This is a genomic window from Serratia sp. FDAARGOS_506 (assembly GCF_003812745.1).
Classification (GTDB): domain Bacteria; phylum Pseudomonadota; class Gammaproteobacteria; order Enterobacterales; family Enterobacteriaceae; genus Serratia.
On the sequence record NZ_CP033831.1, the window covers coordinates 258,356 to 274,518 of the forward strand.

General features: G+C 63.4%; 19 protein-coding genes and 1 riboswitch. Of the genes, 13 read left to right on the plus strand and 6 right to left on the minus strand.

Features of this window, described 5'->3' with window-relative positions:
• Window position 1: 1 nt before the first annotated feature.
• The 6 genes from EGY12_RS01540 to gutQ all read left to right on the plus strand — a co-directional run bounded on the left by EGY12_RS01540 (window position 2) and on the right by gutQ (window position 4,381).
• Window positions 2-982 carry a PTS glucitol/sorbitol transporter subunit IIB gene (locus tag EGY12_RS01540; protein WP_033635556.1) on the plus strand — a complete coding sequence of 327 codons (981 nt, stop codon included), beginning with the start codon at window positions 2-4 and terminating at the stop codon, window positions 980-982.
• Between the two features lie 22 nt (window positions 983-1,004).
• Window positions 1,005-1,367 carry a PTS glucitol/sorbitol transporter subunit IIA gene (srlB, locus tag EGY12_RS01545; RefSeq protein WP_021504438.1) on the plus strand — a complete coding sequence of 121 codons (363 nt, stop codon included), beginning with the start codon at window positions 1,005-1,007 and terminating at the stop codon, window positions 1,365-1,367.
• A 10-nt stretch (window positions 1,368-1,377) separates the two neighbouring features.
• Window positions 1,378-2,157 carry a sorbitol-6-phosphate dehydrogenase gene (srlD, locus tag EGY12_RS01550; protein WP_123892358.1) on the plus strand — a complete coding sequence of 260 codons (780 nt, stop codon included), beginning with the start codon at window positions 1,378-1,380 and terminating at the stop codon, window positions 2,155-2,157.
• A gap of 46 nt (window positions 2,158-2,203) precedes the next feature.
• Complete coding sequence (gutM, locus tag EGY12_RS01555) at window positions 2,204-2,560, plus strand: transcriptional regulator GutM (protein WP_123892359.1); 357 nt, start codon at window positions 2,204-2,206, stop codon at window positions 2,558-2,560.
• Between the two features lie 83 nt (window positions 2,561-2,643).
• A complete protein-coding gene (locus tag EGY12_RS01560) occupies window positions 2,644-3,417 on the plus strand; it encodes a DNA-binding transcriptional repressor (protein ID WP_089195069.1) in 774 nt (257 codons plus the stop codon).
• On the plus strand, window positions 3,410-4,381 hold the full coding sequence (gutQ, locus tag EGY12_RS01565; protein WP_049270680.1) for an arabinose-5-phosphate isomerase GutQ: 972 nt from the start codon (window positions 3,410-3,412) through the stop codon (window positions 4,379-4,381). Before EGY12_RS01560 ends, gutQ begins: the two co-directional genes overlap by 8 nt.
• A gap of 39 nt (window positions 4,382-4,420) precedes the next feature.
• On the opposite strand, the gene EGY12_RS01570 is transcribed toward gutQ, so the two are convergent.
• From EGY12_RS01570 to EGY12_RS01585, 4 genes are all read right to left on the minus strand, one after another.
• On the minus strand, window positions 4,421-4,879 hold the full coding sequence (locus EGY12_RS01570) for an inhibitor of vertebrate lysozyme family protein (RefSeq protein WP_123892360.1): 459 nt from the start codon (window positions 4,877-4,879) through the stop codon (window positions 4,421-4,423).
• 84 nt (window positions 4,880-4,963) lie between these two features.
• A complete protein-coding gene (thiD, locus tag EGY12_RS01575; protein ID WP_033648851.1) occupies window positions 4,964-5,764 on the minus strand; it encodes a bifunctional hydroxymethylpyrimidine kinase/phosphomethylpyrimidine kinase in 801 nt (266 codons plus the stop codon).
• Window positions 5,764-6,555 carry a hydroxyethylthiazole kinase gene (thiM, locus tag EGY12_RS01580; protein ID WP_123892361.1) on the minus strand — a complete coding sequence of 264 codons (792 nt, stop codon included), beginning with the start codon at window positions 6,553-6,555 and terminating at the stop codon, window positions 5,764-5,766. The genes thiD and thiM overlap by 1 nt, the downstream gene beginning before the upstream one ends.
• A gap of 35 nt (window positions 6,556-6,590) precedes the next feature.
• A riboswitch (TPP riboswitch) is annotated at window positions 6,591-6,687 on the minus strand.
• A gap of 91 nt (window positions 6,688-6,778) precedes the next feature.
• Window positions 6,779-7,393, minus strand: coding sequence for a TetR/AcrR family transcriptional regulator (locus EGY12_RS01585; RefSeq protein WP_099782413.1), 615 nt, complete (start codon window positions 7,391-7,393; stop codon window positions 6,779-6,781).
• Between the two features lie 217 nt (window positions 7,394-7,610).
• Here EGY12_RS01585 and EGY12_RS01590 point away from each other — a divergent pair, with 217 nt between their 5' ends.
• The 4 genes from EGY12_RS01590 to EGY12_RS01605 all read left to right on the plus strand — a co-directional run bounded on the left by EGY12_RS01590 (window position 7,611) and on the right by EGY12_RS01605 (window position 11,387).
• Window positions 7,611-7,874 carry a YtcA family lipoprotein gene (locus tag EGY12_RS01590; protein WP_123892362.1) on the plus strand — a complete coding sequence of 88 codons (264 nt, stop codon included), beginning with the start codon at window positions 7,611-7,613 and terminating at the stop codon, window positions 7,872-7,874.
• Window positions 7,875-7,884: 10 nt separating this feature from the next.
• Window positions 7,885-8,922 (plus strand): multidrug transporter subunit MdtN, encoded by a 1,038-nt coding sequence (gene mdtN / locus EGY12_RS01595; RefSeq protein ID WP_123892363.1) that lies wholly within the window; start codon window positions 7,885-7,887, stop codon window positions 8,920-8,922.
• A 4-nt stretch (window positions 8,923-8,926) separates the two neighbouring features.
• Window positions 8,927-10,891 (plus strand): FUSC family protein, encoded by a 1,965-nt coding sequence (locus tag EGY12_RS01600; RefSeq protein WP_123892364.1) that lies wholly within the window; start codon window positions 8,927-8,929, stop codon window positions 10,889-10,891.
• 70 nt (window positions 10,892-10,961) lie between these two features.
• The gene (locus tag EGY12_RS01605; RefSeq protein ID WP_123892365.1) at window positions 10,962-11,387 is read left to right on the plus strand and encodes a GNAT family N-acetyltransferase; all 426 of its coding nucleotides are present in this window, start codon (window positions 10,962-10,964) and stop codon (window positions 11,385-11,387) included.
• On the opposite strand, the gene EGY12_RS01610 is transcribed toward EGY12_RS01605, so the two are convergent.
• Window positions 11,384-12,610, minus strand: coding sequence for an MFS transporter (locus tag EGY12_RS01610; protein WP_123892366.1), 1,227 nt, complete (start codon window positions 12,608-12,610; stop codon window positions 11,384-11,386). The two genes, EGY12_RS01605 and EGY12_RS01610, sit on opposite strands and share 4 nt — an antisense overlap.
• Before the next feature lie 95 nt (window positions 12,611-12,705).
• On the opposite strand from EGY12_RS01610, the gene EGY12_RS01615 reads away from it, so the two are divergent.
• Window positions 12,706-13,146 (plus strand): helix-turn-helix domain-containing protein, encoded by a 441-nt coding sequence (locus tag EGY12_RS01615; protein ID WP_123892367.1) that lies wholly within the window; start codon window positions 12,706-12,708, stop codon window positions 13,144-13,146.
• A 105-nt stretch (window positions 13,147-13,251) separates the two neighbouring features.
• Window positions 13,252-14,121, plus strand: a complete 870-nt coding sequence (rluF, locus tag EGY12_RS01620) for a 23S rRNA pseudouridine(2604) synthase RluF (protein ID WP_021504493.1) — start codon at window positions 13,252-13,254, stop codon at window positions 14,119-14,121.
• A 56-nt stretch (window positions 14,122-14,177) separates the two neighbouring features.
• Here the strand turns inward: rluF and EGY12_RS01625 are convergent, their stop codons facing one another.
• A complete protein-coding gene (locus EGY12_RS01625) occupies window positions 14,178-15,008 on the minus strand; it encodes an alpha/beta hydrolase (protein WP_123892368.1) in 831 nt (276 codons plus the stop codon).
• A gap of 138 nt (window positions 15,009-15,146) precedes the next feature.
• Here EGY12_RS01625 and EGY12_RS01630 point away from each other — a divergent pair, with 138 nt between their 5' ends.
• On the plus strand, window positions 15,147-16,130 hold the full coding sequence (locus EGY12_RS01630; protein WP_123892369.1) for an AraC family transcriptional regulator: 984 nt from the start codon (window positions 15,147-15,149) through the stop codon (window positions 16,128-16,130).
• The last annotated feature ends 33 nt before the right edge of the window (window positions 16,131-16,163 follow it).

Here is a 16,163-nt window from a genome sequence, read left to right on the forward strand (position 1 = left end):
CATGAGTGCTTATATCCGTATTGAAAAAGGCGCCAGCGGCTGGGGTGGCCCCCTGGAGCTGCCGATAGAGCCCGGCAAGAAAGTGGTGTACATCACCGCCGGCACCCGGCCTTCGATCGTCGATCGCCTCAGCGAATTGACCGGCTGGCCGGCCGTCGACGGTTTCAAAGAGGGCGAGCCGCCGGCGGAAGAGATCGGCGTGGCGGTGATCGACTGCGGCGGCACCCTGCGCTGCGGCCTGTACCCGAAACGCCGTATTCCGACGGTCAACATCCACGCCACCGGCCAGTCCGGCCCACTGGCGCAGTTTATCCTCGAAGACATCTATGTCTCCGGCGTGCGCGACCACAACATCAGCCGAATCGAAGCGGCAGATAGCCAACCTGCCGCCACCGTTGCAGCGCCCCCCAAGGCGCGCGACTACGACACCAGCAAGAAGATCACCGAGCAAAGCGACGGGCTACTGGCGAAGGTCGGCATGGGCATGGGATCGGTGGTGGCGGTGTTCTTCCAGGCCGGGCGCGACACCATCGACACCGTGCTGAAGACCATCCTGCCGTTTATGGCGTTCGTCTCGGCCTTGATCGGCATCATCATGGCCTCCGGCCTCGGGGACTTTATCGCTCACGGCCTGACGCCGCTCGCCAACAGCCCGATCGGCCTGGTGACGCTGGCGCTGATCTGCTCATTCCCGCTGCTGTCGCCGTTCCTCGGCCCCGGCGCGGTCATCGCCCAGGTGATCGGCGTGCTGGTCGGGGTGCAGATCGGCCTCGGCCATATTCCGCCGCAGCTGGCGCTGCCTGCGCTGTTCGCCATCAACGCGCAGGCTGCCTGCGACTTCATTCCGGTCGGCCTGTCGCTGGCGGAAGCCAAGCAGGACACCGTGCGAGTCGGCGTGCCCTCGGTGCTGGTCGGCCGCTTCCTGACCGGCGCGCCGACGGTGTTGATCGCCTGGGCCGCCTCGGCCTTCATTTATCAATAAGCTGATTTCCAGGGAGACGTTTATGCACACCATTTTTCACACCACCATCACGCAGATCGGTGGCTGCGCCCGCGACGCGTTGCTGGACAACATGCTGATCACCTTCCGTGAAGGCGCGCCGGCGGATATCGAAGAATTCTGCTTCATCCACCGCCACGGCGCGACCGCCGGTGAGCTGCAGGTCGGCGGCGTGATGGAGCTGGCGCAGCGGCGCTACGCCATCACCGCCGTCGGCAGCGTCGCCACGCAGAATCTGCGTGAGCTGGGCCACATCACCGTACGCTTCGACGGCGAAGCCGAAGCCGAATTCCCCGGCTCGATCCACGTTTCCGGCCCGACGCCGACCGATATCCCGTTGGGCAGCACGCTGTCATTTATCGCATAAGGAGTAGACCATGTCTGAAGTAGCTGTAGTGATTGGCGGCGGCCAAACGTTAGGCGCCTTTTTGTCCCACGGGCTGGCCCAGGCCGGTTATCGGGTGGCGGTGGCCGATCTGAACGCCGACAACGCCAATCAGGTGGCACAGCAGATCAACGAAGCGTTTGGCGCAGGCAGCGCCTGTGGTTTTCAGGCCGACGCCACCGACGAACAGAGCGTGATCGCGCTGGCGGCGGCGGTTGACCGGGCATTCGGCCAGGCCAACCTGCTGGTGTACAGCGCCGGCATCGCCAAGGCGGCGCCGATCACCGATTTCCCGCTGGGCGACTTCGATCGCTCGCTGCAGGTGAACCTGGTGGGTTATTTCCTCTGCGCCCGCGAGTTCTCACGCCTGATGATCCGCGACAGCATCGCCGGGCGCATCATTCAGATCAACTCCAAGTCCGGCAAGGTCGGCAGCAAGCACAACTCCGGCTACAGCGCCGCCAAGTTCGGCGGCGTGGGGCTGACGCAGTCGCTGGCGCTCGATCTGGCGGAGTACGGCATTACCGTGCATTCGCTGATGCTCGGCAACCTGCTGAAGTCGCCGATGTTCCAGTCGCTGCTGCCGCAGTACGCGCAAAAACTGGGCATCACACCGGACCAGGTGGAGCAGTACTACATCGACAAAGTGCCGCTCAAGCGCGGCTGCGACTACCAGGATGTGCTGAACACCCTGCTGTTCTACGCCAGCGACAAGGCCTCTTACTGCACCGGCCAATCGATCAACATCACCGGCGGCCAGGTGATGTTCTGACGCCATCGACGCCCCCTTCCACGGAAGGGGGCCTAAGGAGAACCCCATGACTCAAGCTCTGATCGCCTTCGCACTGCTGGCCTGGCTGCTGCAAATCGCCTTCGGCTGGTGGCAACTGCAGCGCTTCAACCACGCCTTCGATGGCCTGTGCCGGCTGGGCGCCGTCGGCGTCGGCCGTTCCGGCGGCCGTTTCCGCCCGCGAGTGGTGCTGGCGCTGGCCTTCGACGCCGATCGGCGGGTGTGCGGCAGCCTGTTGCTGCGCGGCCTGACCATTTTCGCCCGGCCCCGCCCGCTGCCTCGATTGCACGGTATGCATCAGCGGGATTTACGCCCGGATGTGATCTTCCCCGAGGATCGCGCATGCCAGTCTGCACTATCGTTAGCGATTGAACCCAAATCGTGATATTTTCACATTAAAAGACATTACCTTTCATAGTGAATTATTCAGCGAGGGGAAATGCCCAACTCTTGTGAACGGGAATCGCGATGAAACCAAAGCAGCGGCAGGCCGCTATCCTTGAATATCTGCAGCGGCATGGCAAAACGGCAGTGGACGCCCTGGCCGAGCATTTCTCCACTACCGGCACCACCATCCGCAAGGATCTCACCCTGCTGGAAGAAGAAGGCGAGGTGATCCGCACCTACGGCGGCGTGGTGCTCAGCCGCGACGACGGCGATCAGCCGATCGACCGTAAAACCCATATCAACACCGAGAAAAAACGCCGTATCGCCAGCGCCGCCGTGGCGCTGATCGCCGACGGCGACTCGCTGATCTTCGACGCCGGCAGCACGGTGCTGCAAATGGTGCCGCATCTGGCGCAGTTCAATAACATCACGGTGATGACCAACAGCCTGACCATCGTCAACGCGCTGGTGGAACTGGACAACGATCAGACCATCCTGATGCCCGGCGGCACCTACCGCAAAAAATCGGCCTCGTTCCACGGCAGCCTGGCCGAATCGGCGTTTCAGCAGTTCAGCTTCGACAAACTGTTTATCGGCGCGGACGGCGTCGATCTCAACGCCGGCGTAACCACCTTCAACGAAGTGCACAACGTCAGCAAAGCGATGTGCGAAGCCGCCGGCCGCATTATTCTGTTGGTAGACTCCTCGAAATTCGGCCGCAAGAGCCCGAACGTGGTGTGCGAACTCAGCGCTGTCGACACGCTGATCACCGACCGAGACATCAACCCCGATTACCTCGCCGCCCTGCAGGCGAAAGGCATCAATATCCTTCTGGTAGGAGACCCCGATGAGTAACGCCAACGCCCTGCTCGCCTTCGCCCGCGAAACGCTGGAGATCGAGCTGACCGAAGCGCAACGCCTGCTGGCGCGCCTGGACGACAACTTCGTCTGCGCCTGCGAACTGCTGCTGAACTGCCGTGGCAAAGCGGTGATTTCCGGCATCGGCAAATCCGGCCATATCGGCAAGAAGATCGCCGCGTCGCTGGCCAGCACCGGCACGCCGTCGTTCTTCGTGCATCCGGCGGAAGCGCTGCACGGCGATCTCGGTATGATCGGCGCCGACGACGTGGTGGTGTTCATCTCCTACTCCGGCCGCGCCAAAGAGCTGGATCTGATCCTGCCGCTGCTGGCGGAGAACGGCATTCCGGTGATCGCCATCACCGGCGGCAAAGAGTCGCCTTTGGCGCAGGCCGCGGCCTGCGTGCTGGATATCGGCGTCGAGCGCGAAGCCTGCCCGATGGGGCTGGCGCCGACCTCCAGCGCGGTCAACACCCTGATGATGGGTGATGCCCTGGCGATGGCGCTGATGCGCCAGCGCGGTTTCAACGCGGAAGACTTCGCCCGCTCGCATCCGGGCGGCAGCCTGGGGGCGCGCCTGCTGAACCGCGTGCATCACCTGATGCGCACCGGCGATCGCCTGCCGCGCGTGAGCGAAAGCGCCAACGTGATGGAAGCGATGCTGGAGCTGAGCCGCACCGGGCTCGGGTTAGTAGCGGTCTGCGACGCGCAGCAGCGGGTGGTGGGGGTGTTTACCGACGGCGACCTGCGCCGCTGGCTGGTGAAGGGCAACAGCCTGCAGGATCCGCTCAGCCCGGCGATCACCCGCCCCGGCTATCGGCTGCCGGAGCAGTGGCGCGCCGGCGAGGCGCTGGAAGCGCTGCACGAACAGCACATCAGCGCGGCCCCGGTGGTCGATATGGACGGCGTGCTGGTGGGGGCGCTCAATCTGCACGATCTGCATCAGGCCGGTATCGGCTGATCAACGTCGGGGGCGCCATCACCGGCGCCCCCGGTCAGATCATTTCCAGTCGGGATTGTTCTCGAACTGCTGCTTCAGCAGCGCCTTCATGTCTTCATCCGGCTTGCCGAGCCACTGGTACTTGGCGTATTTCTTCGGATGATCGACGGCTTCCGGCCGATCTTCCACTTCCACTCGCACGCCCCAGGCCTGGGATTTGTCCGCGCTGAACGCCACGATCAAAAAGTTGTTGCCGCAGTCGTGCGGCTTGCACAGGTTGCCGACCTGATACTCTTTGCCCTTCCAACGCAGATTCTGCGCCGGCGTAGAGGTGCCGACGCCCTTGCGCGCCCAGCCCGGCATCCGCGCCTGGCCTTTCACCATGTTTTGCCAACTGGCCTGGTACCCCGGCTGCTGAATCAAATCCGATGTGGTGACGATCTGCTGGGCAAAGCTGCCCGCGCTGAAGCTGAGCAGTGCGCCGAAGAGGGCGCAACGCAGCGCCTGGTGTCCCGTCATAGTCCTTCTCCCTAGGTTAAATCAGGTTTCGCCCGTCAAACCGGGCCTGAACTAGTCAGACCACGGTTGCGGCAAAAAGTTGACTCACCACCAGGCGTGAAAGTGGTGCACCGGCCCGATGCCGTGCCCCACCTCCAGCGTGTCCGCCTGTTGCAGCGCTTGTTGCAGGTAGTCCTTGGCGGCGGCCACCGTAGCCGCCCAGTCGGCATGACGCGGGCGCAGCGCCGCCAGCGCGGCCGAGAGCGTGCAACCGGTGCCATGGGTGTGGCGGGTGGCGACGCGCGGCGCGGTAAAGCGCTGCTCGCCTTCTGCGGTAAACAGCCAATCCGGGCTCTCGCTTTCGCTCAGGTGGCCACCCTTCATCAGCACCGCCCGGCAGCCCATCGCCAGCAGCGCCCGCCCCTGCTCGCGCATCTGCGCTTCATCTTCCGCCGGCGCGCACGCCAGCAGCGCCGCCGCTTCCGGCAGGTTCGGCGTAATGATCGACACCAGCGGCAACAGCTCGCGCCGAATAGACGCCACCGCCTCCGGCGCCAGCAACGGATCGCCGCTTTTCGCCAGCATCACGGTGTCCAGCACCACGAATTCCGGCCGGTAATGGCGCAGCCGTTCGGCCACCGCCTGCACGATGTCGGCGTTGGCCAACATGCCGATCTTGACGCTGTCGATGCGCACATCGCTGAACACCGAGTCCAGCTGCGCGGCGACGAACGCCGGATCGATGTAATACACCGACTGCACGCCGCGGGTATTCTGCGCCACCAGCGCGGTGATCACCGAAGTGCCGTAGGCGCCGAGCGCCGAGAAGGCCTTCAAATCAGCCTGAATGCCGGCGCCGCCGCTGGGATCGGTGCCAGCAATGGTCAGCGCGTTAATGCGTTTCATCACAGATCCTCCCCGCGCAGCTGATACAGGGCGTCGAGGAACGCCGGCGTAAAACTGCCCGGCCCTCCGGCCTGTCTGGCCGCGAGGCCGCCGCAGTGGGACATCACCCGGCAGGCGGTCGCCACGTTGTCCAGGCGGTCGCCCGGTAGGGCGCAAAACGCCGCCACTACCGCCGACAGCGCGCAGCCGGTGCCCACCACCCGCGTCATCAGCGGGGAACCGCCTTCGATCGCCCAATCGCGTTGGCCGTCGGTGACGTAATCCACCGCGCCGGTGACCGCCACCACCGCGCCGCTGCGCTGCGCCAGCTCACGGGCGGCGGGCAATGCCACCAGCGAATCGTCGCCGCTGTCCACCCCGCGGCCGCTGGCCAGCAACCCGCTGAGCGCCATGATTTCCGAGGCATTGCCGCGTATCGCCGCCGGTTTCTCGTCCAGCAGCTGTTTAGCAAAGGCGGTGCGGTAGGAGAGCGCGCCGACCGCCACCGGATCCAGCGTCCAGGGCTTGCCGGCCTGATTGGCGGCGGCCACCGCCGCCCGCATCGATTCGGCGCGCAGCGCATTGAGGGTACCGACGTTGATCAGCAGGCCATCGGCCAGCGCGCTGAACTGCGCCGCCTCTTGCGGCTCCACCACCATCGCCGGGGAGGCGCCGAGCGCCAATAGCACGTTGGCGGTCAGCGATTGCACCACTTCGTTGGTCAGGCAGTGGATCAGCGGAGGCCGCTGTTGGAATTGGGTCAGACAGGCCGCGGCGCGCGCGCCGGGTAGTGCATCAGGTCGAGCGATCATATTCCTCCCAACCGGCGTTCAAGAAGGCGGCGCCGGCTGGGCGGCCGTGACTTCCCTACGCTGGCATTATCCAGATCAGGTAATACGGGTATTTCTCAGCCTTCACGCAGAAGGGCACCCCGAGTCATGAAAATCAATAGGTTGTGATCAACGTTGCGTTAATCCCTGCAGGGGATCATGCCAGCGGCGGCGCGGACAAACAAGCGAATAAATCGGCTCGCACCTAAGCGGTGCTTCCCTCTTTTCCCGCCAGATACAGGCTCAGCACGCCGGGCAGCTCCGCCAGCGTGAACGCCACGCTCTGCGGCGCTGTCTTGAAGATATGGTGCAGCGTACCGGCCACCAGGCTTTGCAACAGCCGGGTTTGCTGCAGGATCTCCGCTTCGGCGGTCTCGGGGCGGCGCAGCTGCAGCACGCGGGCGATCAGCGCCAGGAAGCTGGATTTTTCGTCCGGCAGGTTCATTTCCCGCATCACCGGCAGGTAGTCGGTGTGCTCGCGCAGGTACTGCGCATAGGGTGAAAACAGCCGCTGGATCACCGCTTCAGCGGAGAGGCGCCGCCACTCGTCGTCACTGGCCAACGCCATGTCGCGGATCAGCGCCTCGACCGACTCGGTATGCCGATCCGCCAGCGCTTTGATCACCGCGTGGCGATCGGGAAAGAAGTGATACATCGAGCCGATGGAGGTTTTGGCGTGCTTGGCGAGCCGCTGCATGCTGAGCGCCGCCAGCCCGTCCTGGGCCACGATCGCCGCCGCCGAATCCAGAATGGTTTGTACGCGTTGCCGCCCTCTTTCCTGCTGCGGCTCTCGCCCGGTGATGTGTTCGTCGATTTGCATATTCGTTTCTGCCCGCTGTCATCAACGCATTATACCCATTTGCCGCCGCGAAGGCAGGACGATACAAAAAACTAGATTAATTCCTCTAGTTTGGAGTAGAGTATTTATTCTAGTTTACCCTGATGCAAGCGTGGGGAAGACAAACAGTGACCTCACTCACTGAAAAAGAGTCATTTCATTCGGCCCGTCGCCCAAGCCAATCGCCAGAGAACGCCCTATGCCCGACAAAAAACTGCTTATCTTCTGCCTGACCGCGCTGTTGCTCACCGGGTGCTCGCCGGCACCGTCGATAGTGGTGTTCGGCGCTTCGTTCCCCGACTGGCTGTTTTGCCTATGCGGCGGCGTGGCGGGCATGGTGGCGATCCACCTGCTGCTGCGCACCCCGGAAAAACGCGCCTGGCTGGCGCCGCAGCTGCTGACGTATCCGGCGCTGACCGCGCTGATCGCCATGCTGATCTGGTTACTGGTTTTCCCCCACTGAGACTGACGCCATGACCCAACCACAAACCTCCAACAAGCGCAGACTGCTGGTGCTTGCCATCCTGGCGTTGACGTTCATCGTGGCCGCCGTCGTCGTCTGGCGGGTGGAAAACGCCCCCACTACCGACGATGCCTACGCCTATGCCGACACCATCGACGTGGTGCCGGAGGTGAACGGCCGCATCATCGAGATGCCAATCCGCGACAATCAGGAAGTGCGGCAAGGCGATCTGCTGTTCCGCATCGATCCACGCCCTTATCTGGATGCGCTGGCGGCAAGCGAGGCGCGCCTGATCACGCTGAATGAGCAGATCAAGCTGACGCAGCGCTCAGTCAACGCGCAGCAGTACAACGCCGAATCGATGAACGCCATCGTCAAACGCTCGCAGGCGCTGGTGGCGCAGGCGACCGACACCCTTAACCGCCGGCAGAAACTGCTCGGCAAGAACTACGTTTCGGCGGAAGAAGTGGAAACCGCCCGCACCTCCCAGCGCTCGGCGCAGGCGGAGCTGCAGGCCGCGTTGCTGCAGGCGAAACAGGCGGAAGCCGCCGTCAGCGGCGTCGAGGCCCTGGTCGCGCAGCGCGCCGAAGTGCAGGCCGACATCGCCATCGCCAAACTGAACCTGGAATTCACCGAGGTGAGAGCGCCGTTCGACGGCCGCATCGCCTCCCTGAAAACCACCGTCGGCCAATATGCCTCCAGCGCCAAACCGGTGTTCACCCTGATCGACACCCGCCGCTGGTACGTGATCGCCAACTTCCGCGAAACCGACCTGAAAGGCGTGCATCCCGGCGTGCCGGCCACGCTGTATCTGATGAGCGACGCCGGCCAGACATTCAGCGGCAAGGTGGAATCGATCAGTTACGGCGTGCAGCCCGACGACGGTGGCACCGTGCTGGGCGGCCTGCCCAACGTGTCGCGCAATATCAACTGGGTGCACGTTTCGCAGCGCTTCCCGGTCAAGATCGCAGTAGAAGCCCCCAACCCGGCGCTGTTCCGCGTGGGCGCTTCGGCGGTGGCGAAGCTGAACCTGCGCCATGAAGAGTAAAACGATGTCTCGCGGTTGGCTGCCTCAACTGATCGACGAGCTGCGCCCTTCTGACAGCCGCATCAACCTGGTGATCCGCGCCCTGCTCTCCAGCGCGATCGCCATCGTGATCTCGCAGACGCTGCAGGTGCCGTGGCTGGCGCTGTCGCTGATTGCTGTCTTCTTTATCACGCAGTCCAATATCGTGATCACCCGCGCGATCGGCATTCTGTTCTTCGTCAGCTCCACGCTGGCGATCGGCGCCGCCATCCTGGTGCTGAAGTTTACCTACGACTACCCGATGCTGCGCATCCTGCTCTCCAGCGCGCTGTTTTTCCTCAGCGTGTTCCTGATGCGGGTGACCAAGGTCGGGGTGCTGTTCTTCCTGATGGCGCTGGTGGTGATCTACACGCAAAGCTTTGTCGATCTCACCCCGCAGGCGGAAGTGGTGATACGGCTGGTGTTGTGGGTCTGGGTGGCGATCAACTACGCCATCTTGCTCACCCTGATCGTCAATACCCTGCTGCTGCCGGCTGAACCGCTGAAGCAGTTGAAAAGCCGGATGATCGCGGTGTTGGATGAAACTCGCGCTATGTTGGCCCAAGGCGACGAGACGCGCGATCTGAGCGCCATCTCGCAGCACGCCACCGAGCTGCATAAACTGCTGCGCTTTTCAGTGATGCGCAGCGATCGCTGCCGCGCCAACGAGCCCGGTTATCTGGCGCTGATCACCCTGGTGTTGCAGCTCAATATCCTGGCCTACCAGCTGCCGCCTGTTTTCGGCGCAGCCGCGCGTAAATTGGCGCAAGAGATAGACGCCGCCTGCCGCGCGCTGCAAACGGCGATAAGCCACGACAGCGCGCTGCGATTTTCCGTCGCGATCGCCGACAGCGACGATCCGCAGGTGCCGGCGCCGCTCAATGAAATGGCCGGCCTCCTGCAGGTCTACGCCAACCGTAGCGACTACGCCGACGCTCTGCAGGCCGCCCCACCGCCGAAAGTGCCCTTCTTTACCCCCGATGCCCTGACCAACCCGGTTTACATCCAGTTTTCGTTGAAAACGCTGCTGACCGTGCTGGTGGCCTACGTGTTTTATACCGCCGTCGATTGGTCCGGCATTCATACCATCATGCTGAGCTGCCTGATCGTGGCGCAGCCCAGCCTCGGTGCCACGCAGCGGCGGGCGCGGCTGCGTCTCGGCGGCGCGGCGATCGGCAGCCTGCTGGCGCTGATCTCGGTAGTATGGATCATGCCTCACCTCGATAGCCTCGTCGGCTTGCTGCTGCTGACGCTGCCGGTGATCGCCCTGTCCGCCTGGATCGCCGCCGGCTCCGAGAAGATAAGCTATGCAGGGGTACAGATCCTGTTCACCTTTTCCCTGGCGCTGCTGGAAAGCTTCGGCCCGGTCACCGAGCTGACCGAGATCCGCGATCGCCTGATCGGCATCGTGCTGGGGGTAGGGTTCGCCACCTTCATTCACGCCACGCTGTGGCCGGAATACGAAGGGGAGTCGCTGCGGCAGCAGGTTGCCACCGTGCTGCGGGAGCTGGCGCGCTTCCTCGGCGGCGAGAACACAAACGCCATCGGCATCTGGCAAAAGATCGAGGGCTGCGAAGCGGTGGTGGCCCGGGTGACGCTGGAGCCGACCTGGCAGTTGGCGGATGATAACCATGAAAGCTTCACCCGGCATATCCAACTGATCTTTAACCAGACGCGCAGCCTGTTGCTGACCAGTGAAAAGCTCAACACCTATCTGACAGGCAGCGGGGCGGCGCTGTCCGTGCAGGAACGCGCGGCGCTGCTCGAGGTGCAACGCCAGGGCGGGCGCGTTCTCGCCGAGTATGCGGCGCAGCTTGCCAGCGCGCCGCAAGCGCTGCGGGCGCCCGACTTTCATCCACCGCTGGCTGCCCTGCACGCCGACACCGTGCGCCACCTGGCTCAGGAGCTGAGCGACGGGGTCAATCGCCTGCCCGCCTGGGGTGACGCCTAGCATTTTCCGTTTGTGGCCGTGCACGCCCGGCGCAATGCGCTATAGTGAGCACAAACCACCGGGAGATGCCATGCAGATAAGACCCTACCAAGAGACCGATCGCCCCTTCCTGCGCACGCTGTACCTGGCATCGCGCAAGGCGGCGTTCGGCTGGCGCGATACCTCAAACTATCAGTTGGAAGATTTCGACGGCGCGACGCTGGGCGAAGCGATTTGGGTGGCGGAAGACGGCGGCGTGCTGCTGGGATTCGTCTCCGTCTACCGCGAAGACAACTTCATTCATAACCTGTATGTCGATCCCCATCAGCCGCCGCGCGGCGTCGGCAGTGCGCTGCTGCAGGCGGCGCAAGCCACCTTCACCGCCACCGGCTCGCTGAAATGCCTGATGAAGAATGAAAAGGCGCTGACGTTCTACCGCAAACACGGTTGGCGTATTATCTCTACCGGCAACGACGGCGAAGAAGATTATTACCTGATGCATTCGACGGCCCCTTAGCCCTCGGCACCTGCAGTCTCCGGCATCCCGCGCAGCGTCAGCCGCCAAAACAGCAGCGCGCTCAGGCTGACGCCCGCCCCCAGCCAGCAGACGCCGCTCCACCCCGCCCAGGCGTACATATGGGTGCCGGCAAAGGCGCCCAGCCCGCTGCCGACGGCGTAAAACAGCATGTAGCAGCCCACCAGCCGGCTATGTGACTGCGGGTGTGCGCGGAAGATCATGCTCTGGTTCAGCACGTGGATCGCCTGGCCCGCCAGATCCAGCAGCACGATGCCCGCCACCAGCCAAACCAGGCCGCTGCCGAGCAAACCGAGCGGCAGCCAGGCCAGCGTCAACAGCAGCAGACACGCGCCGCTGGCCGCCTGCCCCAGCCCGCGATCCGCCAGATGCCCGGCGCGCACCGCCGCCAGTGCGCCCACCGCGCCGACCAGGCCGAACGCCCCCACCGCGGCATGGGTGAAGTTGAACGGCGCCTGGCTCAGCGGCAACACCAGCGAACTCCAAAAGAGGCTGAAAGCGCCGAACATCAGCAGCGCCAACATGCCGCGAATTTGCAGCGTGCGGTCATGCAGCAACAGGCTCAGCATCGAACGCAGCAGCGCGGGATAGCTCAGCGTACTGGGAGCGGTGCGCGGCGCAGGCAGCAGGCGCGACAAGATCGGCAGCAATACCAGCGTCACCCCGGCAGAGAAGAAATACACCGTGCGCCAGCCGCCGACGTCCGCCAGCGCGCCGGACAGGGTGCGCGCCAGCAGCAATCCCAGTACCACTCCGCCCTGCGCCGCACCAACCACCCGCCCGCGCTCCTGCGGCGCCGCCAGGGCTGCGGCGTAAGCGATCAGCCCCTGCGTCATGGCGGTGCCCAATAAGCCTACCAGCAACATCCCCGCCAGCAGCCAGGGCGCGCTGTGCGCCCAGCCCACCAATAGCAGCGCGCCGATCAGCCCCAGCTGTTGCCCCGCCAGCAACCGATGCCGGTTCAGCCGATCCCCCAGCGGCACTACCAACAGCAGCGCCAGCGCGCACCCCAACTGAGTCACGCTGATCACCATGCCGACCGCCGCCAGGCTGATGGAAAAATCATGGGCGATGGCGTCCAGCAGCGGCTGCGCATAGTAAACGTTGGCCACGCTGAAGGCGCTGGCGGCGGCCAACAGCAGCACCAAGGGGGCCGGCAGGCGCCCCAGCACCGCACAGGGGGGATCCAGCAGTTTGTCGCTCATTGCACACCTCAATTTGGTTTCATTATTAAACCCAATGAACTTTAGGTGCGGAGGTTTTATAATGCAACCAGAATATGCAGCTGGAGATAACCGTCGTGAAACGTAAAAGTCTGGAAGACGCGCCGTGCCCGGTGGCACGCACGCTGGATGTGATTGGCGACTGGTGGTCGCTGCTGATCGTGCGCGACGCCTTCGACGGCGTCACCCGCTTCAGCGAATTTCAAAAAGGGCTGGGGATGGCGAAGAACATCCTTGCCACCCGGCTGCGCGCGCTGGTGACGCACGGCGTGTTGGAGATCGTGCCCGCCGCAGACGGCAGCGCCTATCAGGAATATGTGCTGACCGAGAAAGGCCGCGCGCTGTTTCCGGTGATCGTCGGCCTGCGCCAGTGGGGGGAAGATCATCTGTTCGCCGAGGGAGAAGCGCACTCAACGCTGGTGGAAAGCGACAGCGGCCGCCCCATCCCGCGCCTGACGCCGATCGGCAGCGCCGGGCAGACGCTCACCCCGCTGAATACCCGGGTGGTGAAAGTATGAAGCGTCTCAATAAGGCCTGCGTTACCTTCCGCTATTGCATCTATTCTCGAACAGCTTCCGCAATCCCCTGCGGGTAATGTATAGTCCGCGTTTTACGGAGATCCCATGCTGACTAACTCATCCATTCGTTTGAACAAATACATTAGCGAGAGCGGTATCTGCTCACGCCGCGACGCCGATCGATACATCGAACAGGGCAACGTTTTCATCAACGGTAAACGCGCCACCGTTGGCGCTCAGGTATTTGCCGGGGATGTGGTGAAGGTTAACGGTCAGTTGATCGAACCGCGCAATGAAGAAGATCTGGTGCTGATCGCGCTGAACAAGCCGGTCGGCATCGTCACCACCACCGAAGACGGCGAGCGCGACAACATCGCCGACTTCGTCAACCACAGCAAACGCATCTTCCCGATCGGCCGTTTGGACAAGGATTCACAGGGGCTGATCTTTCTGACCAACCACGGTGATCTGGTCAACAAGATCCTGCGCGCCGGCAACAATCACGAGAAAGAGTATCTGGTGACGGTCAACAAGCCGGTGACCGACGAGTTTATTCGCGGCATGGGCGCCGGCGTGCCGATGCTGGGCACGGTGACCAAAAAGTGCAAGGTGAAGAAAGAGGCACCTTTCGTGTTCCGCATCACGCTGGTGCAGGGGCTGAATCGCCAGATCCGCCGCATGTGCGAACACTTCGGCTACGAGGTCACCAAGCTGGAACGCACGCGCATCATGAACGTCAGCCTGAAAGGCTTGCCGCTGGGCGAATGGCGCGATCTGACCGATGACGAACTGATCGAGCTGTTCAAACTGATTGAAGGCTCCTCGTCCGAGGCCAAGCCGGCGAAGAAGGCCCCTGCCAAATCCGCCGCGGCGAAAAAACCGAGCGCCGGCGGCCCCAAAAGCGCCGACAAAGCCGCTGCGCCGGCCGGCCGCAAGCGCTTTACCCAGCCAGGGCGCAAGAAAAAAGGGCGTTAACGCCCTTTTCGCCTTCGCCAAGCCCGGCCTTTGCGCGGGCTTTTTTATCGTGGAAATCAGTCCAGGCTACCCGCCACCGGCGCCTGCGCCCAGTCGAGCGCGAAATCGGCCACCGCCTCCCAGCCCTGTTCGCCACAGGTATAGTGGCTGCGGCCGGGGAACAGCTTGTAAGCGCTGATGGCCTGCGAGCCCTTGGCGTTTTTCTCGTAGTTCTCACGCTGCACCGCCGGCGGCAAAATATGATCGTTGCCGCCGGCGATAAACAGCAGCGGTGCGCGCTCGCCGTTGGCGAAGTTGTAGGTGGTCGCCGCATCCGGCGTAAAGTTGGCCAATCCTCCCTGGAACAGCATGCGCCCCGATACCGGTACCGAGTAGCGATCGTACACCGCTTTAGACGCTTCCAGGCTCAGGTTGTTGGTAAAAGCGTAGTGAAATTCCTTCTCGCTAATCGGCACGGCGCGATGCAGGTTAGCCGGGTTGCGCAGCACCGGGAAGGTGGCTTTGATTTCGCTGAACGGCAGCGCCTTCACCCCTTTCACCGCCGCACCGTCGATAGAGACGCCCGCGGAGCCGAAGCCGCCATCCAGCAGCAGCTGCACAAACGCGCCACCGAACGAGTGCCCCATGATGATCGGTTTACCGCCGAGTGCGCCGATCACCGCCGCCAGGTGTTCGTACACTTCACGCACGCCCAGGTTCACCAACGGCGAAGGATCGCGGCGCAGCGCCTCAACGCCGGCAACGCCGGGTTCAATGCCCGGATAGCCAGGCGTGATCACCCTCATACCCCGCTGCTCGTAGTGAGTGACCCAATGCTCCCACGACAGCGGCGTCATCCAGAGCCCGTGAATTAAAACTACCGTGTCGGTCTGCGCTGCTGGCGCCATAATGATTACCCCATGCCATCGTTAACGGAAGCGCCTCACCCTACGGTGGAACGCTGCTGTCTCCTCGAATAGCCTTTGACTTCGGCGATATTCTGTAGAGATGATGTACAAATTATAGAAGCGACACAGGCGCGCAACATGACCCAAAAGCCGGAGTTCTTTGCTGAAACGCCGCCGTATAAAGAGGATGAGGCAGAACCCTTCTCCTTCAAGCGCGACGCCTTCTCTGAAGTGCTGGAACTGATTCGCGTGCGCGGCAATACGGTGTTCACCTGCGCGGCATCGGCGCCGTTCGGCTGGCGCTTCCCCGCCGGCAAGCACCGGCTGCACATCATCAGAAGCGGCAACGTGGTCATTGAGGCTGAGGGCGATGCTCGGATATACCACGCTTCGCAGGGCGATTTAGTGATGCTGATTCACGGTCACGCCCACACGATTGCCGACCGACCAGGCCGCCCGACGCACAATCTGACGGCGCTGGTGCACAGCCACTATCACCGCGAGAGCCTGACGCTCGGCCACGGCGAAACCACTTGGCTGTGTGGTGATTTCGGCTTTGACGGCATGCTGTCGCAGCGCCTGCTGTCGGTGCTGCCGCCGGTCTTGATCCTGAAAGGCCTGCGCGAACGGCCGTTCGAGTGGCTGGAGCTGAGCTGCCGTTTCATACTCGACGAGGCGCTCACTCCACGTGCGGGCGCCGCCGCCATGATCTCGCGCCTGCTCGACGTGATCTTCGTGCAACTGCTGCGCACCTGGGCGACGGAAGGCGAAGCCGGGCACGGCTGGCTTTCCGGTGCGATAGACTCGCGCATCAGCCCCGCCATGAGCGCTATTCACGCCGAGCCCAGTCGCGCCTGGAACGTGCCGGAACTTGCCGCGCTGGCCAATCTGTCGCGTTCGGCCTTTGCCAAGCGTTTCCAGCGCATTGTCGGGCAGGCGCCGCTCAGTTATCTCACCAGTTGGCGGCTGGATCGCGCCGCAGAGCTGCTGCGTTACAGCCGCGCTTCGGTAGCGCAAATCGCCAACCGGGTCGGCTATACCTCCGAAGCGGCGTTCAGTCGCGCGTTTCGTGGCCGTTACGAGCTCTCACCGATGCAATGGCGCAAGCTGGCGGCTATTTAGCCCTCACCACAAAAAAGGCCCGCATCAAGCGGG